The 17433-nt window shown below is 71.4% G+C and carries 17 protein-coding genes; 7 read left to right on the forward strand and 10 right to left on the reverse strand.

All coding sequences use genetic code 11. The features are described 5' to 3' along the window. Positions 1 to 17: 17 nt before the first annotated feature. Positions 18 to 275 carry a hypothetical protein gene (locus tag ACZ67T_RS19470; protein WP_469985460.1) on the reverse strand — a complete coding sequence of 86 codons (258 nt, stop codon included), beginning with the start codon at positions 273 to 275 and terminating at the stop codon, positions 18 to 20. 60 nt (positions 276 to 335) lie between these two features. Continuing rightward, positions 336 to 1550, reverse strand: a complete 1215-nt coding sequence (locus tag ACZ67T_RS19475; RefSeq protein WP_469985534.1) for an RNA-guided endonuclease InsQ/TnpB family protein — start codon at positions 1548 to 1550, stop codon at positions 336 to 338. A 72-nt stretch (positions 1551 to 1622) separates the two neighbouring features. Between ACZ67T_RS19475 and ACZ67T_RS19480 the strand changes: the two genes are divergently transcribed. The 3 genes from ACZ67T_RS19480 (at position 1623) to ACZ67T_RS19490 (ending at position 4856) form a co-directional block, all read left to right on the forward strand. Continuing rightward, complete coding sequence (locus ACZ67T_RS19480; RefSeq protein ID WP_469985462.1) at positions 1623 to 1886, forward strand: hypothetical protein; 264 nt, start codon at positions 1623 to 1625, stop codon at positions 1884 to 1886. Positions 1887 to 2266: 380 nt separating this feature from the next. Next, the gene (locus ACZ67T_RS19485) at positions 2267 to 3181 is read left to right on the forward strand and encodes an AurF N-oxygenase family protein (RefSeq protein ID WP_469985463.1); all 915 of its coding nucleotides are present in this window, start codon (positions 2267 to 2269) and stop codon (positions 3179 to 3181) included. Positions 3182 to 3200: 19 nt separating this feature from the next. Continuing rightward, positions 3201 to 4856, forward strand: coding sequence for an FAD-dependent oxidoreductase (locus ACZ67T_RS19490; protein WP_469985464.1), 1656 nt, complete (start codon positions 3201 to 3203; stop codon positions 4854 to 4856). 51 nt (positions 4857 to 4907) lie between these two features. Here the strand turns inward: ACZ67T_RS19490 and ACZ67T_RS19495 are convergent, their stop codons facing one another. Beyond that, positions 4908 to 6359, reverse strand: a complete 1452-nt coding sequence (locus ACZ67T_RS19495; RefSeq protein WP_469985466.1) for a purine-cytosine permease family protein — start codon at positions 6357 to 6359, stop codon at positions 4908 to 4910. Positions 6360 to 6429: 70 nt separating this feature from the next. On the opposite strand from ACZ67T_RS19495, the gene ACZ67T_RS19500 reads away from it, so the two are divergent. Beyond that, on the forward strand, positions 6430 to 7104 hold the full coding sequence (locus ACZ67T_RS19500) for a TetR family transcriptional regulator C-terminal domain-containing protein (protein WP_469985467.1): 675 nt from the start codon (positions 6430 to 6432) through the stop codon (positions 7102 to 7104). A gap of 178 nt (positions 7105 to 7282) precedes the next feature. Here the strand turns inward: ACZ67T_RS19500 and ACZ67T_RS19505 are convergent, their stop codons facing one another. Beyond that, on the reverse strand, positions 7283 to 8467 hold the full coding sequence (locus ACZ67T_RS19505; RefSeq protein WP_469985469.1) for an amidohydrolase: 1185 nt from the start codon (positions 8465 to 8467) through the stop codon (positions 7283 to 7285). Between the two features lie 221 nt (positions 8468 to 8688). Between ACZ67T_RS19505 and ACZ67T_RS19510 the strand changes: the two genes are divergently transcribed. Then, positions 8689 to 9309 carry a TetR/AcrR family transcriptional regulator gene (locus ACZ67T_RS19510; protein ID WP_469985470.1) on the forward strand — a complete coding sequence of 207 codons (621 nt, stop codon included), beginning with the start codon at positions 8689 to 8691 and terminating at the stop codon, positions 9307 to 9309. A gap of 99 nt (positions 9310 to 9408) precedes the next feature. Then, the gene (locus ACZ67T_RS19515; protein WP_469985472.1) at positions 9409 to 10851 is read left to right on the forward strand and encodes an MFS transporter; all 1443 of its coding nucleotides are present in this window, start codon (positions 9409 to 9411) and stop codon (positions 10849 to 10851) included. Between the two features lie 18 nt (positions 10852 to 10869). Here ACZ67T_RS19515 and ACZ67T_RS19520 read toward each other — a convergent pair whose 3' ends face one another. The 4 genes from ACZ67T_RS19520 to ACZ67T_RS19535 form a co-directional block, all read right to left on the reverse strand. After that, on the reverse strand, positions 10870 to 11193 hold the full coding sequence (locus tag ACZ67T_RS19520; RefSeq protein WP_469985474.1) for a plasmid stabilization protein: 324 nt from the start codon (positions 11191 to 11193) through the stop codon (positions 10870 to 10872). Positions 11194 to 11229: 36 nt separating this feature from the next. Then, complete coding sequence (locus tag ACZ67T_RS19525) at positions 11230 to 11625, reverse strand: hypothetical protein (RefSeq protein WP_469985475.1); 396 nt, start codon at positions 11623 to 11625, stop codon at positions 11230 to 11232. Between the two features lie 39 nt (positions 11626 to 11664). Next, a complete protein-coding gene (locus ACZ67T_RS19530; RefSeq protein WP_469985535.1) occupies positions 11665 to 13206 on the reverse strand; it encodes an FAD-dependent oxidoreductase in 1542 nt (513 codons plus the stop codon). 354 nt (positions 13207 to 13560) lie between these two features. Beyond that, entirely contained in the window at positions 13561 to 14403 is an 843-nt protein-coding gene (locus ACZ67T_RS19535; RefSeq protein WP_469985477.1) for a SigB/SigF/SigG family RNA polymerase sigma factor, read from the reverse strand. 280 nt (positions 14404 to 14683) lie between these two features. On the opposite strand from ACZ67T_RS19535, the gene ACZ67T_RS19540 reads away from it, so the two are divergent. Beyond that, the gene (locus ACZ67T_RS19540) at positions 14684 to 15517 is read left to right on the forward strand and encodes a VOC family protein (protein ID WP_469985478.1); all 834 of its coding nucleotides are present in this window, start codon (positions 14684 to 14686) and stop codon (positions 15515 to 15517) included. 57 nt (positions 15518 to 15574) lie between these two features. On the opposite strand, the gene ACZ67T_RS19545 is transcribed toward ACZ67T_RS19540, so the two are convergent. Then, a complete protein-coding gene (locus ACZ67T_RS19545) occupies positions 15575 to 16063 on the reverse strand; it encodes a MaoC family dehydratase (protein ID WP_469985480.1) in 489 nt (162 codons plus the stop codon). A 27-nt stretch (positions 16064 to 16090) separates the two neighbouring features. Then, positions 16091 to 17428 carry an MFS transporter gene (locus ACZ67T_RS19550; RefSeq protein ID WP_469985536.1) on the reverse strand — a complete coding sequence of 446 codons (1338 nt, stop codon included), beginning with the start codon at positions 17426 to 17428 and terminating at the stop codon, positions 16091 to 16093. Positions 17429 to 17433 lie beyond the last annotated feature (5 nt).

The following is a 17433-nucleotide window of genomic DNA, read 5'->3' on the forward strand; positions in this document are numbered from 1 at the left end:
TCGCCGGCGGGACCGCGTCAGGCCGTCGGCGCGCCGGGGACGCGGCGGCTGCCGCCGTTGCGCTCCTGCCACAGCCGGTACACGTCGACGGCGCTGTCCCGTGGCTCGTGCCGCATGGGCAGGCGCCGCTCGGTGCAGTCCTTGGCGAACTCGCCGTAGAAGGTGCCGAGTTCGAAGTACTTGCGGTCGTCCACGTAGTGCGGCTCGTAGGCGTCGCGGGTGGTGAGGAAGACGACCTCGTCGGGGGAGCAGTAGTACAGCGAACCCAGGCACATCGGGCGGGGTGGGCGAGTACGTAGGTGACTCCTCCCCCTCATAAATGAGGGAGCTTCTCGCTACGCCGGTGCGGCTTCGCGACGGACCAGCCCGGCCCGTAGAACGTTGATGGCGCCCACGGTGTCCGCGTGCGCTGTGTGGCCGCACGAGACGCAGTGGAACTTTTCCTGGGTGGGCCGGTTCTCCTTGGCGGTGTGCCCGCATGCGGGGCACTGGCGGGAGGTGTTGCGGGGGTCCACGGCGATCACTTCCCGTCCGGCGCTTTCAGCCTTGGCGACCAGGATCGTCAGGAACACCCCCCATCCGGCATCAGAGATCGAGCGGTTGAGTCCGGCCTTCGCACCGGCCCCGTTGGGCAGGAAACCGCCCGGTGTCCCGGGATCGGGCTTCGGCGCGGCACGCCGGATCATGTTGCGAATCTTGAGGTCTTCGTGCGCGATGAAATCGTGTCGGCGTACGAGATCGAGGGCGGTTTTGTGGGCGTGGTCAAGGCGCTGGCGGCGGACCTTACGGTGCAGGTTCGCGACCTTCTCGACCGCTCGCTGGTGGTTGGCAGTCCGCTTGTCACGGCGCACACGCGGAAACCTCGACAGGGCCTGCTGAGCGGCTTCGAGCTTCGCGGCGCTCTTCGCCCCGTGGCGCGGGCTGGGGACGAATCTGCCGCTGGAATCTGCGAGGAAGTTGGCTATGCCCAGGTCGATCCCGACGAGGGAACCCGTCGCGGGCAGCGGTTCGGGCTGGACCTGTTCGACGGTCAGCACGACGAACCACTTACGGCCCTCCCGCTTGACGTTGACCGTCTTGACACGGCCGGCCACCGCCCGGTGCTGGTGCACCTTGACGTGCCCGACACCTTGCAGCCGGACGCGCGTCACCGGGTCGTGCGGCGTGGAGTCCCACCGGCAGCCGTCCCCATCCTTCGGGAACTCCACCGTGTCGAACCAGTTCACTCCACGAAAACGCGGATAGCCCGGCTTCTCACCGGACTTGACCCGACGGAAGAACGCTCCGAACGCCTTGTCCAACCTCCGGAGCGTGGCCTGTTGTGAGCTGAACGACCAACGTCCCTGACGTTCCGGGTCGAAGGACCGGATGTCCTTGAGCTGTACGGACTGCTGCCCGTACCGGACCGTCGTCTTGCTGGCGTGCCGGTAGGCGTCACGGCGCTCCTGCAACGCTCCGTTGTAGAGCGAGCAGTGATCACGCAGCATCTCGCCCAGCGCCTGAGTCTGCCGCACGGTAGGCCGCATCAGGAACTTGTACGCACGCATCACCCGGCCCCCTCTTGTGAGCAACCTAGCCGAGGCCACTGACAACCCCTCCGCAGACGGAACACCCATGCACACATGACCGGTCAGAGCAGCCCCGAGATGCGTTTCCTGCCCCGGCTGAAGCCGGGATACCCACGCAAGAGAAGGGATGGTGGCGCCGACCAGGTGCTCGGTGCCGAGCTTGCGGCAGGTGTCGCGGATGGCGAGGATTTTCGCGTGGTGCGGGCCAATGGGTCCGCACAACTGCGCAGGGAGAGCACCTACGAGAGCGCGGCCGCGCGCGCGTTCGCCCGTCTCGCGCGCGACCTGGTCAAGGACCGCGGCTACCGGCAGGCCTGACCGCGCCGAGGCGTCGACGGAGGCGCGTGCGGGCTGCCGCCCGCTACTTACCGGGGGGTAGGCCAACCCACCTCCCTTGTTATACGGTCCGTCTAACAAGCGGGCGGGCGGCCTCTGCAGAGCCCCCGTCCACCTGTGCTGACCTGGTGTCTTCGCGCGGCTCGCGGAGGTGGCAGGCGGCGCCCCGCCGACGGGCCGCGACGGGGCGACGGTCCGTGGCCCCGTGCGTGTGCCCTCACGGTGGCCTCCGTGATCAGCCCCGTGCACCGCCGGGCGAACTCACGGACCGCGACGGACACGGCAGCGCACCGACAGGAAAAGCACACCCACAGGCAACGCACCGACAGGCAACGCACACGTCTGATCCGAGGAGCCGCAGCATGGCAAGCAGCACTGTCCGGCCGGAATCGCATGAACTCCACGACGAGCGCGGCGTCTCGCGGCGGCTGCTGGAATCGGCCGCCGTGCTGGCGTACGACCCGGCGACCGAAGTGGACTGGGAGACGCCGCTGGACAAGGACTTCCACGGCGCGAGCCCGGAGTGGAGCACGCTCTACGGCACCGCCTACTGGGCGGAGTTGACCGAGGAACAGCGCAAGGAACTGACCCGGCAGGAAGCCGCTTCGGTGGCCAGCACCGGCATCTGGTTCGAGATGATCCTTCAGCAGATGGTGCTGCGGGACATGTACGCCAAGGACCCGACGAAGGCCGACTTCCAGTGGGCGCTGACCGAGGTCGCCGAGGAGTGCCGCCATTCGATCATGTTCGCCCGCGGCGCGCAGAAGCTGGGGGCGCCCGCCTACCGGCCGCACCGCTTCGTCATCGAACTCGGCCGTGTGTTCAAGACGCTCGCCTTCGGGGAGGCGGCGTACGCCGCGATCCTGGTGGCCGAGGAGGTCCTCGACGTCATGCAGCGCGACTGGATGCGCGACGAACGCGTCGTGCCGTTCGTCCGCACGATCAACAACATCCATGTCGTCGAGGAGTCGCGGCACATGAAGTTCGCCCGCGACCAGACGCGCAAGCGTCTCGCGGGTGCGGGCCGCGTCCGCCGGCACATCAACGCCTTCGTGGTGGCGACCGCGTCCTACTTCATCGTGACGAGCATGGTCCGCAGGCAGGTCTACGAGAGCGCGGGGCTCGACGTGCGGCGCGCCGTGGCCGAGGCCGGGGCCAACGAGCACCACAAGTCCATGCTGCGTGCGAGCTGCTCGGGCCTCATGGAGTTCCTGGCCTCCGCACGGCTGCTCACCAGGCCCGCGCTGGCGTTCTACAAGCGTGCCAACCTCATCTGAACCGACGTGAGTTGACGACATGACGTACGCCATCACCCAGACCTGCTGCAGCGACTCGACCTGTGTCGCCGTGTGCCCGGTCAACTGCATTCACCCCACCCCCGAGGAGCGGGCGTTCGGCAGCACGGAGATGCTGCACATCGACCCGGTGTCCTGCATCGACTGCGGCGCGTGCGCCGACGCCTGCCCGGTGGACGCGATCTTCCCGGTGGACCGTCTCGCCCCGGAGCAGAAGGAGTACGCCGCGATCAACGCCGCGTACTTCGAAGGCAGGAACGCGGGTACGGGCACGGACGCGGTCGAGGACAGCCCCAACTTCCATGCCTGGGGCAGCCCTTCGTTCCCGCGCGTCCTGCCGTCCGACCTCGCGCCGCTCAGGATCGCTGTCGTCGGGACCGGACCGGCCGGGATGTACGCGGTGCAGGACCTGCTGCTGCACACCAACGCCGAGGTGACCCTCATCGACCGGCTGCCGGTGGCCGGCGGTCTCGTGCGCTACGGCGTGGCGCCGGACCACCCCGCCACCAAGAAGGTGGGCGAGACCTTCGCCAGGTTCCACATCCATCACCGGGTGCGGATGCACCTGGGCCTCGAAGTGGGTGACGACGTCACCGCGCAGGAGCTGGCCGAGCACCACGACGCGGTCGTCTACGCCGTCGGGGCCGCCGCCGACCGCCGTCTGTCCGTCCCCGGCGAGGACCTCACCGGCAGCATCTCGGCCCGCACCTTCGTCGCCTGGTACAACGCCCATCCGGACGTGGCGCACGACGCCATCGACCTCTGTGCCGAACGCGTCGTGGTCGTCGGCAACGGCAACGTCGCCCTCGACGTCGCCCGCATCCTCCTCGCCGACCCGGACACCCTCGCCCGCACCGACATCGCCGACCACGCGCTGAAGGCGCTGCGCGCGAGCTCCGTACGTGAAGTGGTCCTGCTCGGGCGCCGGGGCCCCGAGGACGCCGCGTACACCACGTCGGAGCTGCTGGCGCTCAAGCACGTGCCGGGCCTGCAGCTGCTCGTCGACGACCATGATCCCCGTATCGCCGCGGCCATCGACGAAGCCGGTCCGAACGACCGGGCCGCCGTCCTGAAGGGTGTTCCCCGGGGCGGCTTCGACGGGGACGTGGCACCGCCGCCCGGGCGGCGCATCGTCCTGCGCTTCCACAGCTCGCCCGTCGAGCTGCTCGGATCGGAACGGGTCGAAGCGGTGCGCACCGAAGGGGCGTCGGGGGAGCGGGTGATCGCGGCCGGGACGGTGCTGCGCGCGATCGGCTACCGCGGAGGCCCGCTCTCCGGCCTCCCCTTCGACGAGGCCACCGGCACCGTTCCGCACGAGGGCGGGCGCGTCACCGGCATGCCCGGAACGTACGTCGTGGGCTGGATCAAGCGCGGCCCCAGCGGCGGAATCGGCGCCAACCGCACCTGCGCCGCGGAGACGGTCGCCACGCTGCTGGCCGACGCCGTCTCCGGCGCGCTGCCGACGCCGCCGCACGCACCCAAGGCCTTCCACCGGCTGGCCAGGCGCCGCAACCGGCGCGTCCTCGACGCGAAGGGCCTCGCGGCGATCGAGCGGGCCGAGGCCGCGCGGGGCCGCGAGACGGGCCGGCCACGGGTCAAACTGGCCACGGTCGACGAGCTGGTGGCGAGCGCGAGGCGCCGGCGTGTGCTCCGGTGAGGTGAACCGGCGGTCCCGGCGCGGCAGTCGGCGGCGCCGGGCCGGTGTCCATCAGGAGGTGGAGGTAGGTGCCGGACCGCCCGTGGCGGGACGGCGCGAGCGCATCATGGCGACGTAAACGGCCGCGGAGACCAGGATCCCGACCGGCAGGGAGAGGTCCGTGCCGCCCGCGGCCCGGGCGATCGGCCCGGTGTACATCGGTGTGTTGACGCACTGGGACGCGGCGGCGGTGGCGACGACCAGGGCGGTCACACCGGCCCAGTTGACACCGCCCGAGTACCAGAACGCGCTGCCCCGGGACTCGTCGGTCAGTTCCCTGCCGTCGTAGCGGTTGCGGCGCCACAGGATGTCGGTGGCGTAGATCGCGATGCTCGGGCCCATCAGCGCCACCATGAGTTCGAGCATGTTGCTCACGGTGTCGAGGAAGTTGGAGACGAGCAGCGCGTACAGCGTCAGGGCCACGCCGAGGGCACCGTCCAGGGCGACGCTGCGGGATCTGCGGATCCGGACGCCTATCGACTGCAGGGCGAGGCCGGAACTGTAGGCGGTCATGGCGTTGTTGCAGATCGCGCCGAGGATGACGGCCAGGAGGAAGGCCGGCTTGAACCAGTTCGGCAGGATGCCCTCGAGAGCGGTCTGCGGGTCGGACATGTCGAGCGCGGTGCCTGCCAGGGCGCCGAGTGAGGTGAACAGGACGCTGGGCACGTAGGCGCCGAGGGTGGTCCAGCCGGCGATCGCTCCCGGCGAAGTGGTGCGGGGCAGGTAGCGGGCGAAGTCGGCGCTGTTGCTGTACGAGAGCGGCGCGGAGGCGACGAGCGTGGTGCCGCCTATCAACACGGCCCACAACTCCGAGCCGTGGAGCGGGTGTTGGGGTGCGTAGCCCCAGTCGACGTGGCCGAGCACGTAGCCGGCCAGGACGACGAAGACCGCGGTCAGGGCCAGGGTGAACGGGAGGTAGAGCTTCACGATGGTGGCGTGGCCGTAGACGCTGATGGCGAGCGTCGCCGCGGCCAGCGCCACGATGACGACGACCTTGACACCCGTCGTGAGCTCGAAGCCGGCCTTGTCGACGAGACTGAAGGCGGAGAGCGAGGCGGCGGCCCAGCTGAGGGCCAGATAGCAGACGGACACGAACCAGCCGGTCAGGGCGATGTTCGCCCGGTTTCCCCGGACGCCGAACATCGCGCGCGTGATCACCTGGCTCGGGGTGCCGGCCGCGGGACCGCTCACGGCGACAAGGCCGACCAGCACCCAGCACAGGTTGCCCGCCGCGATCACGCCCAGCGCCTGCCAGAGGTCGAGGCCCATCAGGATGAGGGCGCCGCCGACCACGAGGCTGAGATAGCTGACGTTGGGCGCCGCCCACACGGCGAACAGCTCGCGGGCGCGTCCGTGCCGCTCGGCGTCCGGAATGAAGTCGATGCCGTGCGCCTCCACGCGCCCGGCCCGGTCGACGGGGGGTGTGGCGGCTTGCGTCGTGGGGTCTGGGATCGTGGGAGCCATGCAGTCCTCCGAACAGGCGAGCGCGGGAGCCGACTTGTCTATTGGTCAGGAATCCAATAGTGAGCACGGGGTGCCGTCAAGCACTCGGCCGAAACGCGTACGGAAGAATCCCGAGGCCCGCCGCGCCGAGATCGTGGCCGCCGCGGCGGCGATCGCCCTCGCGGAGGGCCTCGAATGCATCACGATGCGCCGGGTCGCGGACGAGCTCGCGGTGCGCCCCGGCCTGATCAGCCACTACTTCCCGGTCGCGGAGGACCTCGTCGCCGAGGCCTTCGGCGTGGCGGCGACGACCGAGCTGGACGAACTGATTCCCGCCGAGCGGCCCGAGGGTGAGGCGCTGGAGGACCTGGCCCGCTTCTTCCTCCTGACCACGGGGGACCGCTTCGACGGCATGAGCCGGCTGTGGCTCAACGCCAGACACCTGAGCCGCTACCGGGACAGGCTGCGCGACCGCGTGGGCCACCAGGAGGCCCAGTGGCGCGAACGTCTGACCCAGCTCATCCGCGAGGGCGTGGCGGCCGAGGTCTTCCGTACCGAGGACCCCGAGGTGACCGCCATCCAGATCCTCGTGATCCTGGACGGCCTCGGCGCCCACGCCAACACGGAGCGCACCGACCGCCCTCCGGCGGTGACAGCCATGGCGATCACCACCGCGGAACGCGAACTCGACGTGCCCACCGGGAGGCTCGCCGAACTCATGGCGGGCCCGCACCCGCACCGAGAACCGCGAGCCGAGCGCGACTGACCGCACGTCCCGGCCCGCTCGCGAGCCCTTCAGCGCGCGGGTGTCATGGGCGCCCCGGCGGCCGACGGGGGCCGCGCCCGTCCTCGGATCGCCGAGTACGCGCACACGGCCTGCCTCTGCGCCACCACAGCGCGCGGGGCGACTCCCGGCGTCCTGGGCGCCCCGCGCGCCGGGCGGGTCAGCCGTGGCGCGACGTCACGCAGCGCGTGCGCCACTGGGGGTCGGCGGCCAGGTCGAGCCCTGTCCAGGCCATCGCCAGCGCGCCGTCCAGTACGGCCTCGTCCCCGCCCGGGCCGGAGACCTCCTCGGCGAACTGGCGGGTGTGCGGCATGCCTTGGGCGCCGAGCACCCCGATCGCCGGGTGGATCGCGGGCATGGCGTGCGTGATGTTGCCCATGTCCGTGGAACCCCCCGTGCCCAGTGGCGTCACCCCCGGCTCCGGCAACTCCCGCCCGGTCGCCCTGAGGTTGCGTGCGTACGAGTCCATCAGCGACGGGTCGTGGCGCAGGTCCAGGTAGTCGGGCTGGATGGGGCGTACCTCCATGGTGGTGCCGGTGGCCAGCGCGGCGCCGCGGAAGCAGTTCAGCACGCGCTCCCGGAGCTCGCCCAGCTCCTCGCCGGTGGGTGTGCGCACCTCGTACTCGAGCGCGGTCCGCTCCGGGATGATGTTGGTCCGCTCGCCGCCGTGGCGCACGATTCCGGCAACCCGGTAGCCGTCCCGCAGCTGCTGGCGGAGCTGGCCCACGGCCACCTGCGCGACGACCGCTGCGTCCGCGGCGTTGAGCCCGCCCTCGGGCGCCGCGGCGGCATGCGACGCCCGCCCCGTGAAGGTGACCGCGAAGCGGGCCACCGCGTTGCTGGAGCCGCGCGGGTCCGCGGCGTCGCCCGTGGCGGGGTGCACCATCATCGCCACCGTCACGTCGTCGAAGGCGCCGCGCTCCAGCATCAGCACCTTGCCGCCGCCCTCCTCCTCGGCCGGGGTGCCGAGCAGCTTCACCCGGAAGCCCAGCTCGTCGGCGGCGGCCGCCAGGGCTATCGCCGCGCCCGCGCCCGCCGCGCAGATGATGTTGTGCCCGCAGGCGTGGCCCATCTGCGGCAGCGCGTCGTACTCCGCGCACACCCCGACCGTCAGATCTCCGCTGCCGTACGTCGCCGTCAGCGCGGTCGGCAGGTCGCACACCCCGCGCTCCACGGTGAAGCCCGCGTCCTCCAGGAGCGCCCCGAGCCGGCCCGCGGAGCGGACCTCGTCGAAGGACGTCTCCGGGTCGGCGTGGAGTTCGTGGCTGAGCTCCAGCAACCGGTCCTTGTACTCGTCGAGCCGGGCGGCCACGCGGTCGCGCAGGGGTGAGTCGACTGTGGGCATGGGGTGGTCCTCCACTCGGGGTGAACGCATGAGCGGAAAAGGAAACGATGAGTTTCCTTTCGTGGAGGTCATGTGTACCAGCTCGATGAGGGCATGGCCATGAGTCACCTGGTGCAGATCAAGATGGAGCAGCGGAGGCCGTGTTACGGACGGGTGACTTCTTTTGGCTACTTCTCGTTTCCTATTGACGTGCGGGCCCGCGTGCCCCGAAATGGGACCGCATGGCGAGCACAGCGCGGCCGGCAGGCCGACCCCGCAGCGAAGAAGTCCGTGACCGCGTCATCGGCGCGGCCGAGGAACTGCTCGACGAGAGCGGCTACCTCGGCATGACCATGGACGAGATCGCCGTGCGCGCCAAAGTGTCCAAGAAGACGCTCTATCGGTGGTGGCCGCACAAAGCCGCGGTGATCGCCGATGTGCTCGTGGCCCGTGCCGACGTACGCGCGGTCCCCGACATCGGCGACACCCGCGCCGAACTTCTCGTCATCTGCGACTACATCGACGGCTTCACCCGCGCCCGCGATGTCTTCAGCCGGCTGTGCCTGACCGAGGCCGCGGCCGAAGAGTCGGCCGTCCTCCAGTCGTTCCTCGACGTCGTGCTGCACCGGCGGGACCACGCACGGGCCGCCGTACAGCGCGGAATCGCCCGCGGCGACCTGCCGCCGGACATCGACACCGACGCCCTGCTCGACCTGTGGAACGGGTTCTTCGTCTACCGGAGGTCCTTCCGCCCCGCGCCGATCCGTGAGGAGACGGTCCACCAGCTCGTCGACCTCGCCCTGGCCGGACAGGTGCCCCGCCTGCCCGGCCCGGCTCCGCACAAGGCCACACCGGAGGGCTGAGGTCCCCTCCCGCGCTCCCCTCAACCGCACCTCCGTCCCCGTCACGGGCGGGCCCCACCGCGACCCGCCCGTACCCCAGCACGCCTTGGAGACCCCGCCATGCCCCGAAGCGCATCCCCAGGCAGCACGTCACCGTCGACCGCGTCCGTCGTCGGCTTCCTCGTCTTCATCGAACTGTGCAGCGGCATCCTCCAGGGATCCGTGCCCGTCGTCCTGCCGCTCATCGGCAGCGACCTGCACGTCAGCGCCGGCGACCTGAACTGGGTGAACAGCGTCTTCCTGCTCGTCGCCGGCATCTCCGTACCCGTGCTGTCCCGCCTCGGCGACATCTACGGCCACCGGCGGCTGATCCGGATCACGATGGTCGCCGTCGCCGTGGGCTCGGTGGTCGTCGCCACCGCGGACAGCTTCGCCGTCCTCCTCATCGGCCGGGCGCTGCAGGGAGTCTTCGCCTGCTGGCTCCCGCTGGACTTCGCCATCGTCCGCGACCGCGTCCAGAAGGAGCGCGTCGGCGCCGCCATCGGCATGCTCGTCGGCGCACTCACCCTGGGCGCCACCCTCGGAGCGATCGGCATCGGGCTGCTCTCCCGCTCCGTGCACGGCGTCCACGGTCTGCTGATGCTGCCCGCCGTCGCCATCCTGCTCTGCCTGCCGGTGGCCTTCCGGCTGATACCCGAGTCCACCACCCGCGCGCTCTGCCGCGTCGACTGGGCCGGCGCGGCCCTCCTCAGCGCCGGCCTCGCCGCCGTCCTGATCGGAATGGCGACCACGAACAAGGCCGGCCTCGCCCCCACGGCCGGCGCCCTGGCCCTCGGCCTCGTCCTCATCACCCTGTTCGTGCGCGTCGAACTGCGGGCCCCGCAGCCCCTGGTGGACGTACGCCTCATGGCCCGTCCCAGCATGGCGCTGCTCTACGTCCTCAGTTTCCTCACGGGCTGCGTGCTCTACGGCTCCCAGACCGCCAACCCGTCCTTCTTCGCCGCCCCTCGCCCCCTCGGCTTCGGTCTGGACACCCTCGGCATCTCACTGCTCACGGTCAGCGGCGCGGTCGCGATGGCCGCCGCCGGCACCTGCGCCGACCGCGTGGTGCGCAGGTTCGGTCCGCAGCACACCCTCGTCGGCGGGTTCACGCTCGTGGCGGTCGGCTACGCCGGGATGGTCCTCGCCCACAGCGCGCCCTGGCAGATGGCCGTCCTCGGCCTGATCGCCGGCGCAGGTGTCGGAACCGCCATCGCCACCTTGCCCACCCTCCTCATCAGGCACCTGCCCGCCGACCAGACCGGCATCGGCACCGGCATGTACAACACCCTCAAGACCCTGGCCGGTTCGGTGGCGGGCGCGGCGTTCGCCGCGATCATGAACCGCCTCCTCGTGGACGTGCACGGCGCCCGCATCGCCTCCGAGTCCGCGTACGTCACGGTCTGGGCGTCCTGCGGCACACTGGCGCTCCTCGGCGTGGCCGTCGCCCGCCGCGTCGGCCGCGCGCAGAGTCCGGCCGTGCGGGCGCCCGCCCCGGAGGCGGCCGTCGCGACCGCGGAGTGAGCACGGCCCGGCCCGGGCTCAGTCGCCGAGGGCCTTCTTGAGCTCAGCCTTGTCCATGGACGACCGCCCGTGGATGCCGCGCCGTTGGGCCTCCGCGTACAGCTGGTCGTACGTGGGGCCCTCGGCGCCGGAGTGCGAGCGCTGCCCGCCCCGCTTGCCGGACGACATGTCCTGCGTGGAGCTCTTGCCGGCCGTACGTGACTCACCGGCCCGGGCGCGTTCCTTGTTGACGGTGCGGGCGGCGATCTCCTCGGCCCGCTTCCTGCTCTCCCCCCGCTCCTCGGCGCTCTCCTTGATGTGCTCGTACTGGCGCTCCCGCTTGGCGTTCGACCCTCGGGGCATTGCGGCTTCCTCCTGAGTGACCTGGGATATGCGTGGTCATGGGTTGGTCAGGTGGAGCTGGACCTCGACCTCCTGGTCGCCGGCGACGGTGCCGACCCTCTCGACGGCGAAGGCCGCGTCCAGGGTCCGGCAGAGGCGTTCCACCGCCACGGGGCAGCCCTGGAGGTCGGCCGTGACCGTTCCGGCAAGGGCCACGCCGGAGACCTCGGCGGGGGCGTGCTCCACGAGGAAGTTGCCCGTCCACGCGGCGGGGCGCGGTCCCTCGTTGCCGTGGGGGACGGCCTCGCCCCGGTCGGAGTCGAAGTGGTCGCCCAGGAGGTGGAAGACCGCGTCGGCGTCCGGCGCGGAGCAGTCGCCGAGCACGACCTCCACCAGGTCCCGGGACGAGGGGGCCTCCGCGGGGAAGGCTGTCGAAGCTGATGTGCCGTTCACGTCGTTCTCCGTGTCTCTCGGTGGAAACGGGCGGTCCTGTCACGGCCCACTCGGGCCTCCTTCCCCGTCATCCGGTGCGAGCGACGCAGCCGGCAGCTCCACCGGTGCCAGTGGCCACATGGCCGGCCCCTGGAGCACCGACCCGTCGGTGGCGAAGCGCGAGCCGTGGCACGGGCACTCCCACGTCGTCTCCGCCGCGTTGAACGCCACGATGCAGCCCAGATGCGTACAGCGCGCCGAGACCGCGCGGACCGTGCCGTCCTCGGCGCGGTAGACGGCGCACCGGTGTCCGTCGACGCGCACCACCGCGCCGGATCCCGGTGGGATCTCGGTGACGGAGTCGACATGGGCGGTGTGCAGCCGGTCGCGGACGAAATGCCGTGCGACATCGGCCTGTTGCCGCAGCAGAGCGGGCGCTTCCCGCACCGTGCTCCACAGGCGGCGGGGGTCGTACAGCTCGGCCCAGGGTGGCTCGCCGCCGGTGATCAGCCCGCTCAGCAGCTGCCCGGCGAGGACGCCGCTGCTCATGCCCCACCCGCCGAAGCCCGTCGCCACATACGCGTGCCGGGCCCCGGGATGCAGCGGGCCGATCATGGGGATCCCGTCGCCCGAGTCGTTGTCCTGGGCCGCCCAGTGGTACGCGGTGTCCTCCACGGCGAAGTGCTCGCGCATCCACGCGTCGAGCCGGCCGAAGGACGCCGCCGCGTCGCCCGTACCCGGTGTGAAGCTCTCCCCGGTCACGATGAGCAGCCGCCGCCCGTCGGCGCCGTACGGAGCGGTGCGCACCGAGCGCCTGCCCTCGTCCTCGGTGATGAACATGCCGAGCGGGCCGGGATCGGAGGCGAGCGGCGCGGCGACGACGAGTTCCCGGCGTGGCTGGAGGCGGGCGAAGAGGAACGCGCGGTCGAAGATCGGGAAATGGGTGGTGACGACGACGGCGTGCGCGGTCACCGTGTGCTGCGCCTCGGTGGTCACCGTGCACGGGATGCCGCCGAGCATCTCGGTCACCCGGGACCGCTCGAAGATCACGCAGCCTTGGGCTATCAGATCCCCGGCCAGGGCCAGCAGATACTTGCGGGGGTGGAACTGCGCCTGGTCGTCCACCCGGACCGCGCCCGCGACGGCGAAGGGCAGACCGGTGTCCTCGGTGTACCGCGCGGGGAGACCGGCCTCGCGGGCGGCCTCGGCCTCGGCGCGCAGCACCCCCGTGCCCTCCTGGCGGACCGAGTAGGTGAAGGCCGGGGCACGCTCCAGATCGCAGTCGATGGCCACACCGGCACAGATCTCGGCCACGCGCTCCACCGCGCCCTGCTGCGACATGGCGTACAGCCGGGCGGCCTCCTCGCCGTGCGTACGGCGCAGGCGGTCGTACACGAGGGTGTGCAGCGCGGACACCTTGGCCGTGGTGTAGCCGGTGACCCCGGCGGCGATGCGGTCGGCCTCGAGGACGGCGACGGTCCGGCCGGCGCGCGTCAGTTCCCAGGCGGTGCTGAGCCCGGCGATTCCGCCGCCGATCACCGCGACGTCGACCTCGACGTCCTCGTCGAGAGACGGGTAGGCGGTCGTTCCGCTGGTGTGCATCCAGTACGACTCGCCCCGCCCCGGCAGTTCCAGTCTCGGCGCCACGGTCAGGCCTCCTTCCCGTCACCCGCGATCGGGGTCCCGCGCCGTGCCTCGCAAACTCCCGCGCCCCCTCAAACATGGTGACCGCGATACCGGTGAGGCGCTCGTCGAGTGGGGGCGTCGGGAGGCGGGCGCGAGGACCCGCGGAGGGGAGACGCTGTGTCCTCGCGCCCTGCGGCCGTCGCCCAAGTCATCCCGGCGGCGGCCGCTCCCCGCCGGCTGCCACCCTTGCTCCCGAAGGGGCCGGGGCAGGGGGCGGAGCTCAGCCCCTGATCCCAGTGTCCTCCCGCCGGCCGGTCACAGCGGCTGGTGTCAGGCGGCCGTCGCGCCGTCGGGCTCCCCGTACTCCCGGCCCGCCTCCGCACGTACCCGAGCGCAGCTGAGGTGGATGAGGCGGGAGACGTGCATCTGCGAGATGCCGAACTTCTCGGCGATGCTGGCCTGCGTCATGCCCTCGAAGAAGCGCAGGTAGAGGATGGCGCGCTCGCGCTCGGGGAGGTGGCTCAGCCCCGTCTTGGCGGCTTCGCGGTCGGTGATGAGGTCGTAGGCGGTGTCGGGTGCGCCGAGCGCGTCGGCGAGGCTCTGCCCGTCGTGGCCGGACGGGGAGAGCTCCGCGTCGAGGGACAGCGCGCTATAGCTCTCGATCGCCTTGAGCCCGTCGCGGACCTCCGCCTCGGTCAGCCCCGCGTGCGCGGCGATGGCGCCGATGCCGGGTTCTGGGCTGCCGGGGCGCTCGGTGAGGTCGCGGCGGGCCGCGCGGACCTTGTTGCGCAGGTCCTGCACGCGGCGGGGCACGTGCACGTCCCACATCCGGTCGCGGAAGTGCCGGCGCAGTTCGCCGGTGATGGTGGGCACGGCGTAGCACTGGAAGGGGCCGCGCTCGGGCCGGTAGTGGTTGATCGCCTTGACCAGTCCCATGGCCGCGACCTGCTCCAGGTCCTCCGTGCTCTCGCCCTTGTTGCGGTAGCGGCGGGCGATGCGGTGCGCCATGGGCAGCCACGCCTCGACGAGCTCCTCGCACAGCAGGTCCCGCTCGGGGCCCTCGGCGAGACCGGCCACGCGGGCGAACGCGGCCGTCGTGTCGGGGGAGTCGTCATGGGCGCGGCGGGAGGTGCGACGGCGGTGGGCGGGGCCCGCAGTGATGTCAGTGAGCATCGGGATTCGCTCCTCAACGGTGTGCCGGCGCGGGCCGCGGGAACGGTCCCACGAGGCCCCGAAGTGCCTCCGGTCCGAAGCATCGACATGCGACTGCACTTCGATTCTCCGGCCGCACGTGCCCATGTGCGACTCGGCGGGCGCCGCGTCACGGCGGGTCATGGACGCTCGGCGGACGGTTTCCGTCGCGTTCTGGTGTGTCGGACCCGGTGTGACGGGTACCCGGTCGCCGGCAGAGCCCTGACCGAGTCCCCCGGGCACCGAGAGGGGGCGGCCTTTCATGAACAGCAAGCTGATCTCAAGGACCGGACCGGACGACACCACGTCCCACCACGCGATCCTCGGATCTCCCTGCTGGGTGAGCCTGGCGGCGCGCGACCTGTCGGCCGCGCAGTCGTTCTACGGTGCTGTCCTGGGCTGGACGTTCCGCACGGGCTCGCTGGGTGAGCGGTTCGTGGTGGCGCTCTCGCAGGGGCGGGCCGTGGCGGGGATCGGAGCGACCGCTCCGGCTCTGCGGGTTCCCGTCGCGTGGACGCCTTATTTCGCGGTGGCCGACGCGGACGAGACGGCCGGCCGCGTACAGGAGCGCGGCGGCACGGTGGGGGTCGGTCCGATCAGCTTCCCGACCGGTCGGGCGGCGCTGGTGTCCGACCGCGCCGGCGCGGTCTTCGGGATCTGGGCCGGCGCGCTCGTCCGCAACTTCGGAGCGTGGCGCCGGGACGCGCCCCTGTGGCTGCGCCTGGTCACCCGCGACGCGTTCGACGCCGCGATCTTCTACGGGGAAGTCCTCGGGTGGACGCGCCCGGGCTGCTGCGACGTGCGGTACGAGGACGAGGAAGTCGTCCTCGTCTGTGAGGGACAGCCGGTGGCCGCGCTCGTCGGCGGGACGCCGGGATCGCCCCCCGACCCGCAGCTGCGGCCGCACTGGCAGGTCCGCTTCACCGTCGGCGATGTCGCCACGTGTACACGGGCCGCCGTGGAGCACGGCGGAACGGTGACGGGCTGCGAGGCGGACACGACGGGCGACTGTGTGACCCTGCTCGACCCCGAGGGCGCCCAGCTCACGCTCTTCGCACCCCGACTGCGACCCGAGGAGCCCGACGACGACCGGTGACCGGCGGCTCGCGTCCGGAGCGGGACCGTGGTGTCCGCGCGGGACCCGGTCCCGCCGTCACTGCGTCCGGCGCCGAAGGAAGTTCATCGCGGACAGCGTGAGCACGGTTTCGCCGCGCTGGTTGAACACCTCGATGTCGGTGTGCACGATCCCGCGGTCGGGCTTGGACCGCGAGGCACGCGCGGAGATCACCGTCGTACGGATCGACAGGCTGTCACCGGGGCGCACCGGGCGGGTCCAGCGCAACTCGTCGACGCCCGGGGAGGCGAGGCTCGCCACCTTGCTCACGTAGTGGTCCGCGTACATGCGCATCATCAGGGAGGCGGTGTGCCAGCCGCTCGCGATCAGGCCCTTGAAGGGACCCTGCTCCGCGGCCTCGGGATCCGTGTGGATGTCCTGCGGATCGAACTCGCCGGCGAACCGGAGGATCTCCTCCTCGGTCACCGTGACGCTCCCGTACACGTAGCTGGACCCGGGAACGTAGTCCTCGAAGTAGCGTTCTTCGACAGGGGTGTTGAAGTCGGTGCCGATCGCCGTAGTAGTCATCGAAGGCACGGTAGCCGACCTCCTGGATCAGGCGGGGGAGCCCGGGGTGGCGACGTGGCGCAGCCCCCGGTCGAACACCGTCAGGAGCAGGAAGAGCGCCCCGGCACCCAGCATGAACCAGGCCAGCTGGTGCATGCCGCCGGTGTCGGCGTGCTGCCCGAACGCGGTCGCGCTCGCCGCGGAGGCGACCATCGAGCCGAGGTAGATGAACGTGCGGAGCAGCCCGGACGAGGTGCCCACGCGCGCCGGATCGGCCTGGTAGTACACCGAGTTCTGCAGGGCGAGGCTGTTGAGTCCCTGGGGCACGCCGAAGATCAGGGCGACGGCGAGCAGCATCCAGACGGGGCTCGTGCCGTCGAGCCGCAACAGCAGTGTGCAGGCCGCGAGTTGGAACACGGCGCCGACGAGCAGCTTGCCGCGGATCGCGTTGTGGCGGCCGGTGAGGGTGGAGACGGCGATGCCGGTGAGGAAGATCGGCAGCTGGACGAGGCCGGCCTGCGACGGCGAGAGCCCACGGCCCTCCTCGGCCCACTGCGTGAAGCCGTAGAGGAAGGCGTACGAGACCACGTAGGCGACCAGAGCACGGCCGTAGGTGGCGAGCAGCGGGGTGTTGCCGGCGAGCACCCTGAGGTCGATGAACGGTACGGCGGCGCGCAGTTCACGTGCCGCGAACGCGGCGGCCGCGGCGGCGGCGATGGCGAGCAGGTACCACGTGTCGGCGTGCAGGTTCATCAGGAACAGCAGGAGCGAGAACAGCAGCGCGGCGAACAGCGCCATTCCGGGGAGGTCGAGTTCGGACGCGATGCTCCTGCCGCCGGTGCGGCGTGGGCGGGCCTGCACGGGCAGCCGGCGCGCGCCGAGGATCAGGGCGGCCGCCGCGAGGGGGATGTTGAGGGCGGACGTGGCGCGCCAGCCGCCCACGTCGATGAGGAGCCCGCCGAGGGAGGGGCCGATGACGGCGATCGTCTGGCCGGACACCGCGAGCGTGGTGAGGATGCCGCCGGGACTGTCCCGGCCGGTCCGCTCCGCCTCGCTGCGCAGCAGGGACATCGAGGCCGGATAGCCGGCGCAGGTCCCGAAGCCGAGGACGACGCGTGCGGCGATCAGACAGCCCAGGTTGGGGGCCAGCGTGCCGGCGATGCCCGCGATGCCGACCAGAGACGTGCTGATCAGGAAGAGGCGTCGCGGTCCGAAGAGGTCGATGAGCCGTCCGACGACGGGCTGCCCGAGTGCGGTGGCCAGATAGAGCGCCGAGACGAGCCACGCGGTCTGCGCGGGAGGCGCCCCGAACGCCGCCCCGATGGGGACGAGGGCCACGGCGATGATCGTGGAGTTGATCGGGTTGAGGACCGAGCCGAGGACCATCGGCG

This window comes from Streptomyces sp. NPDC107517 (genome assembly GCF_055582645.1).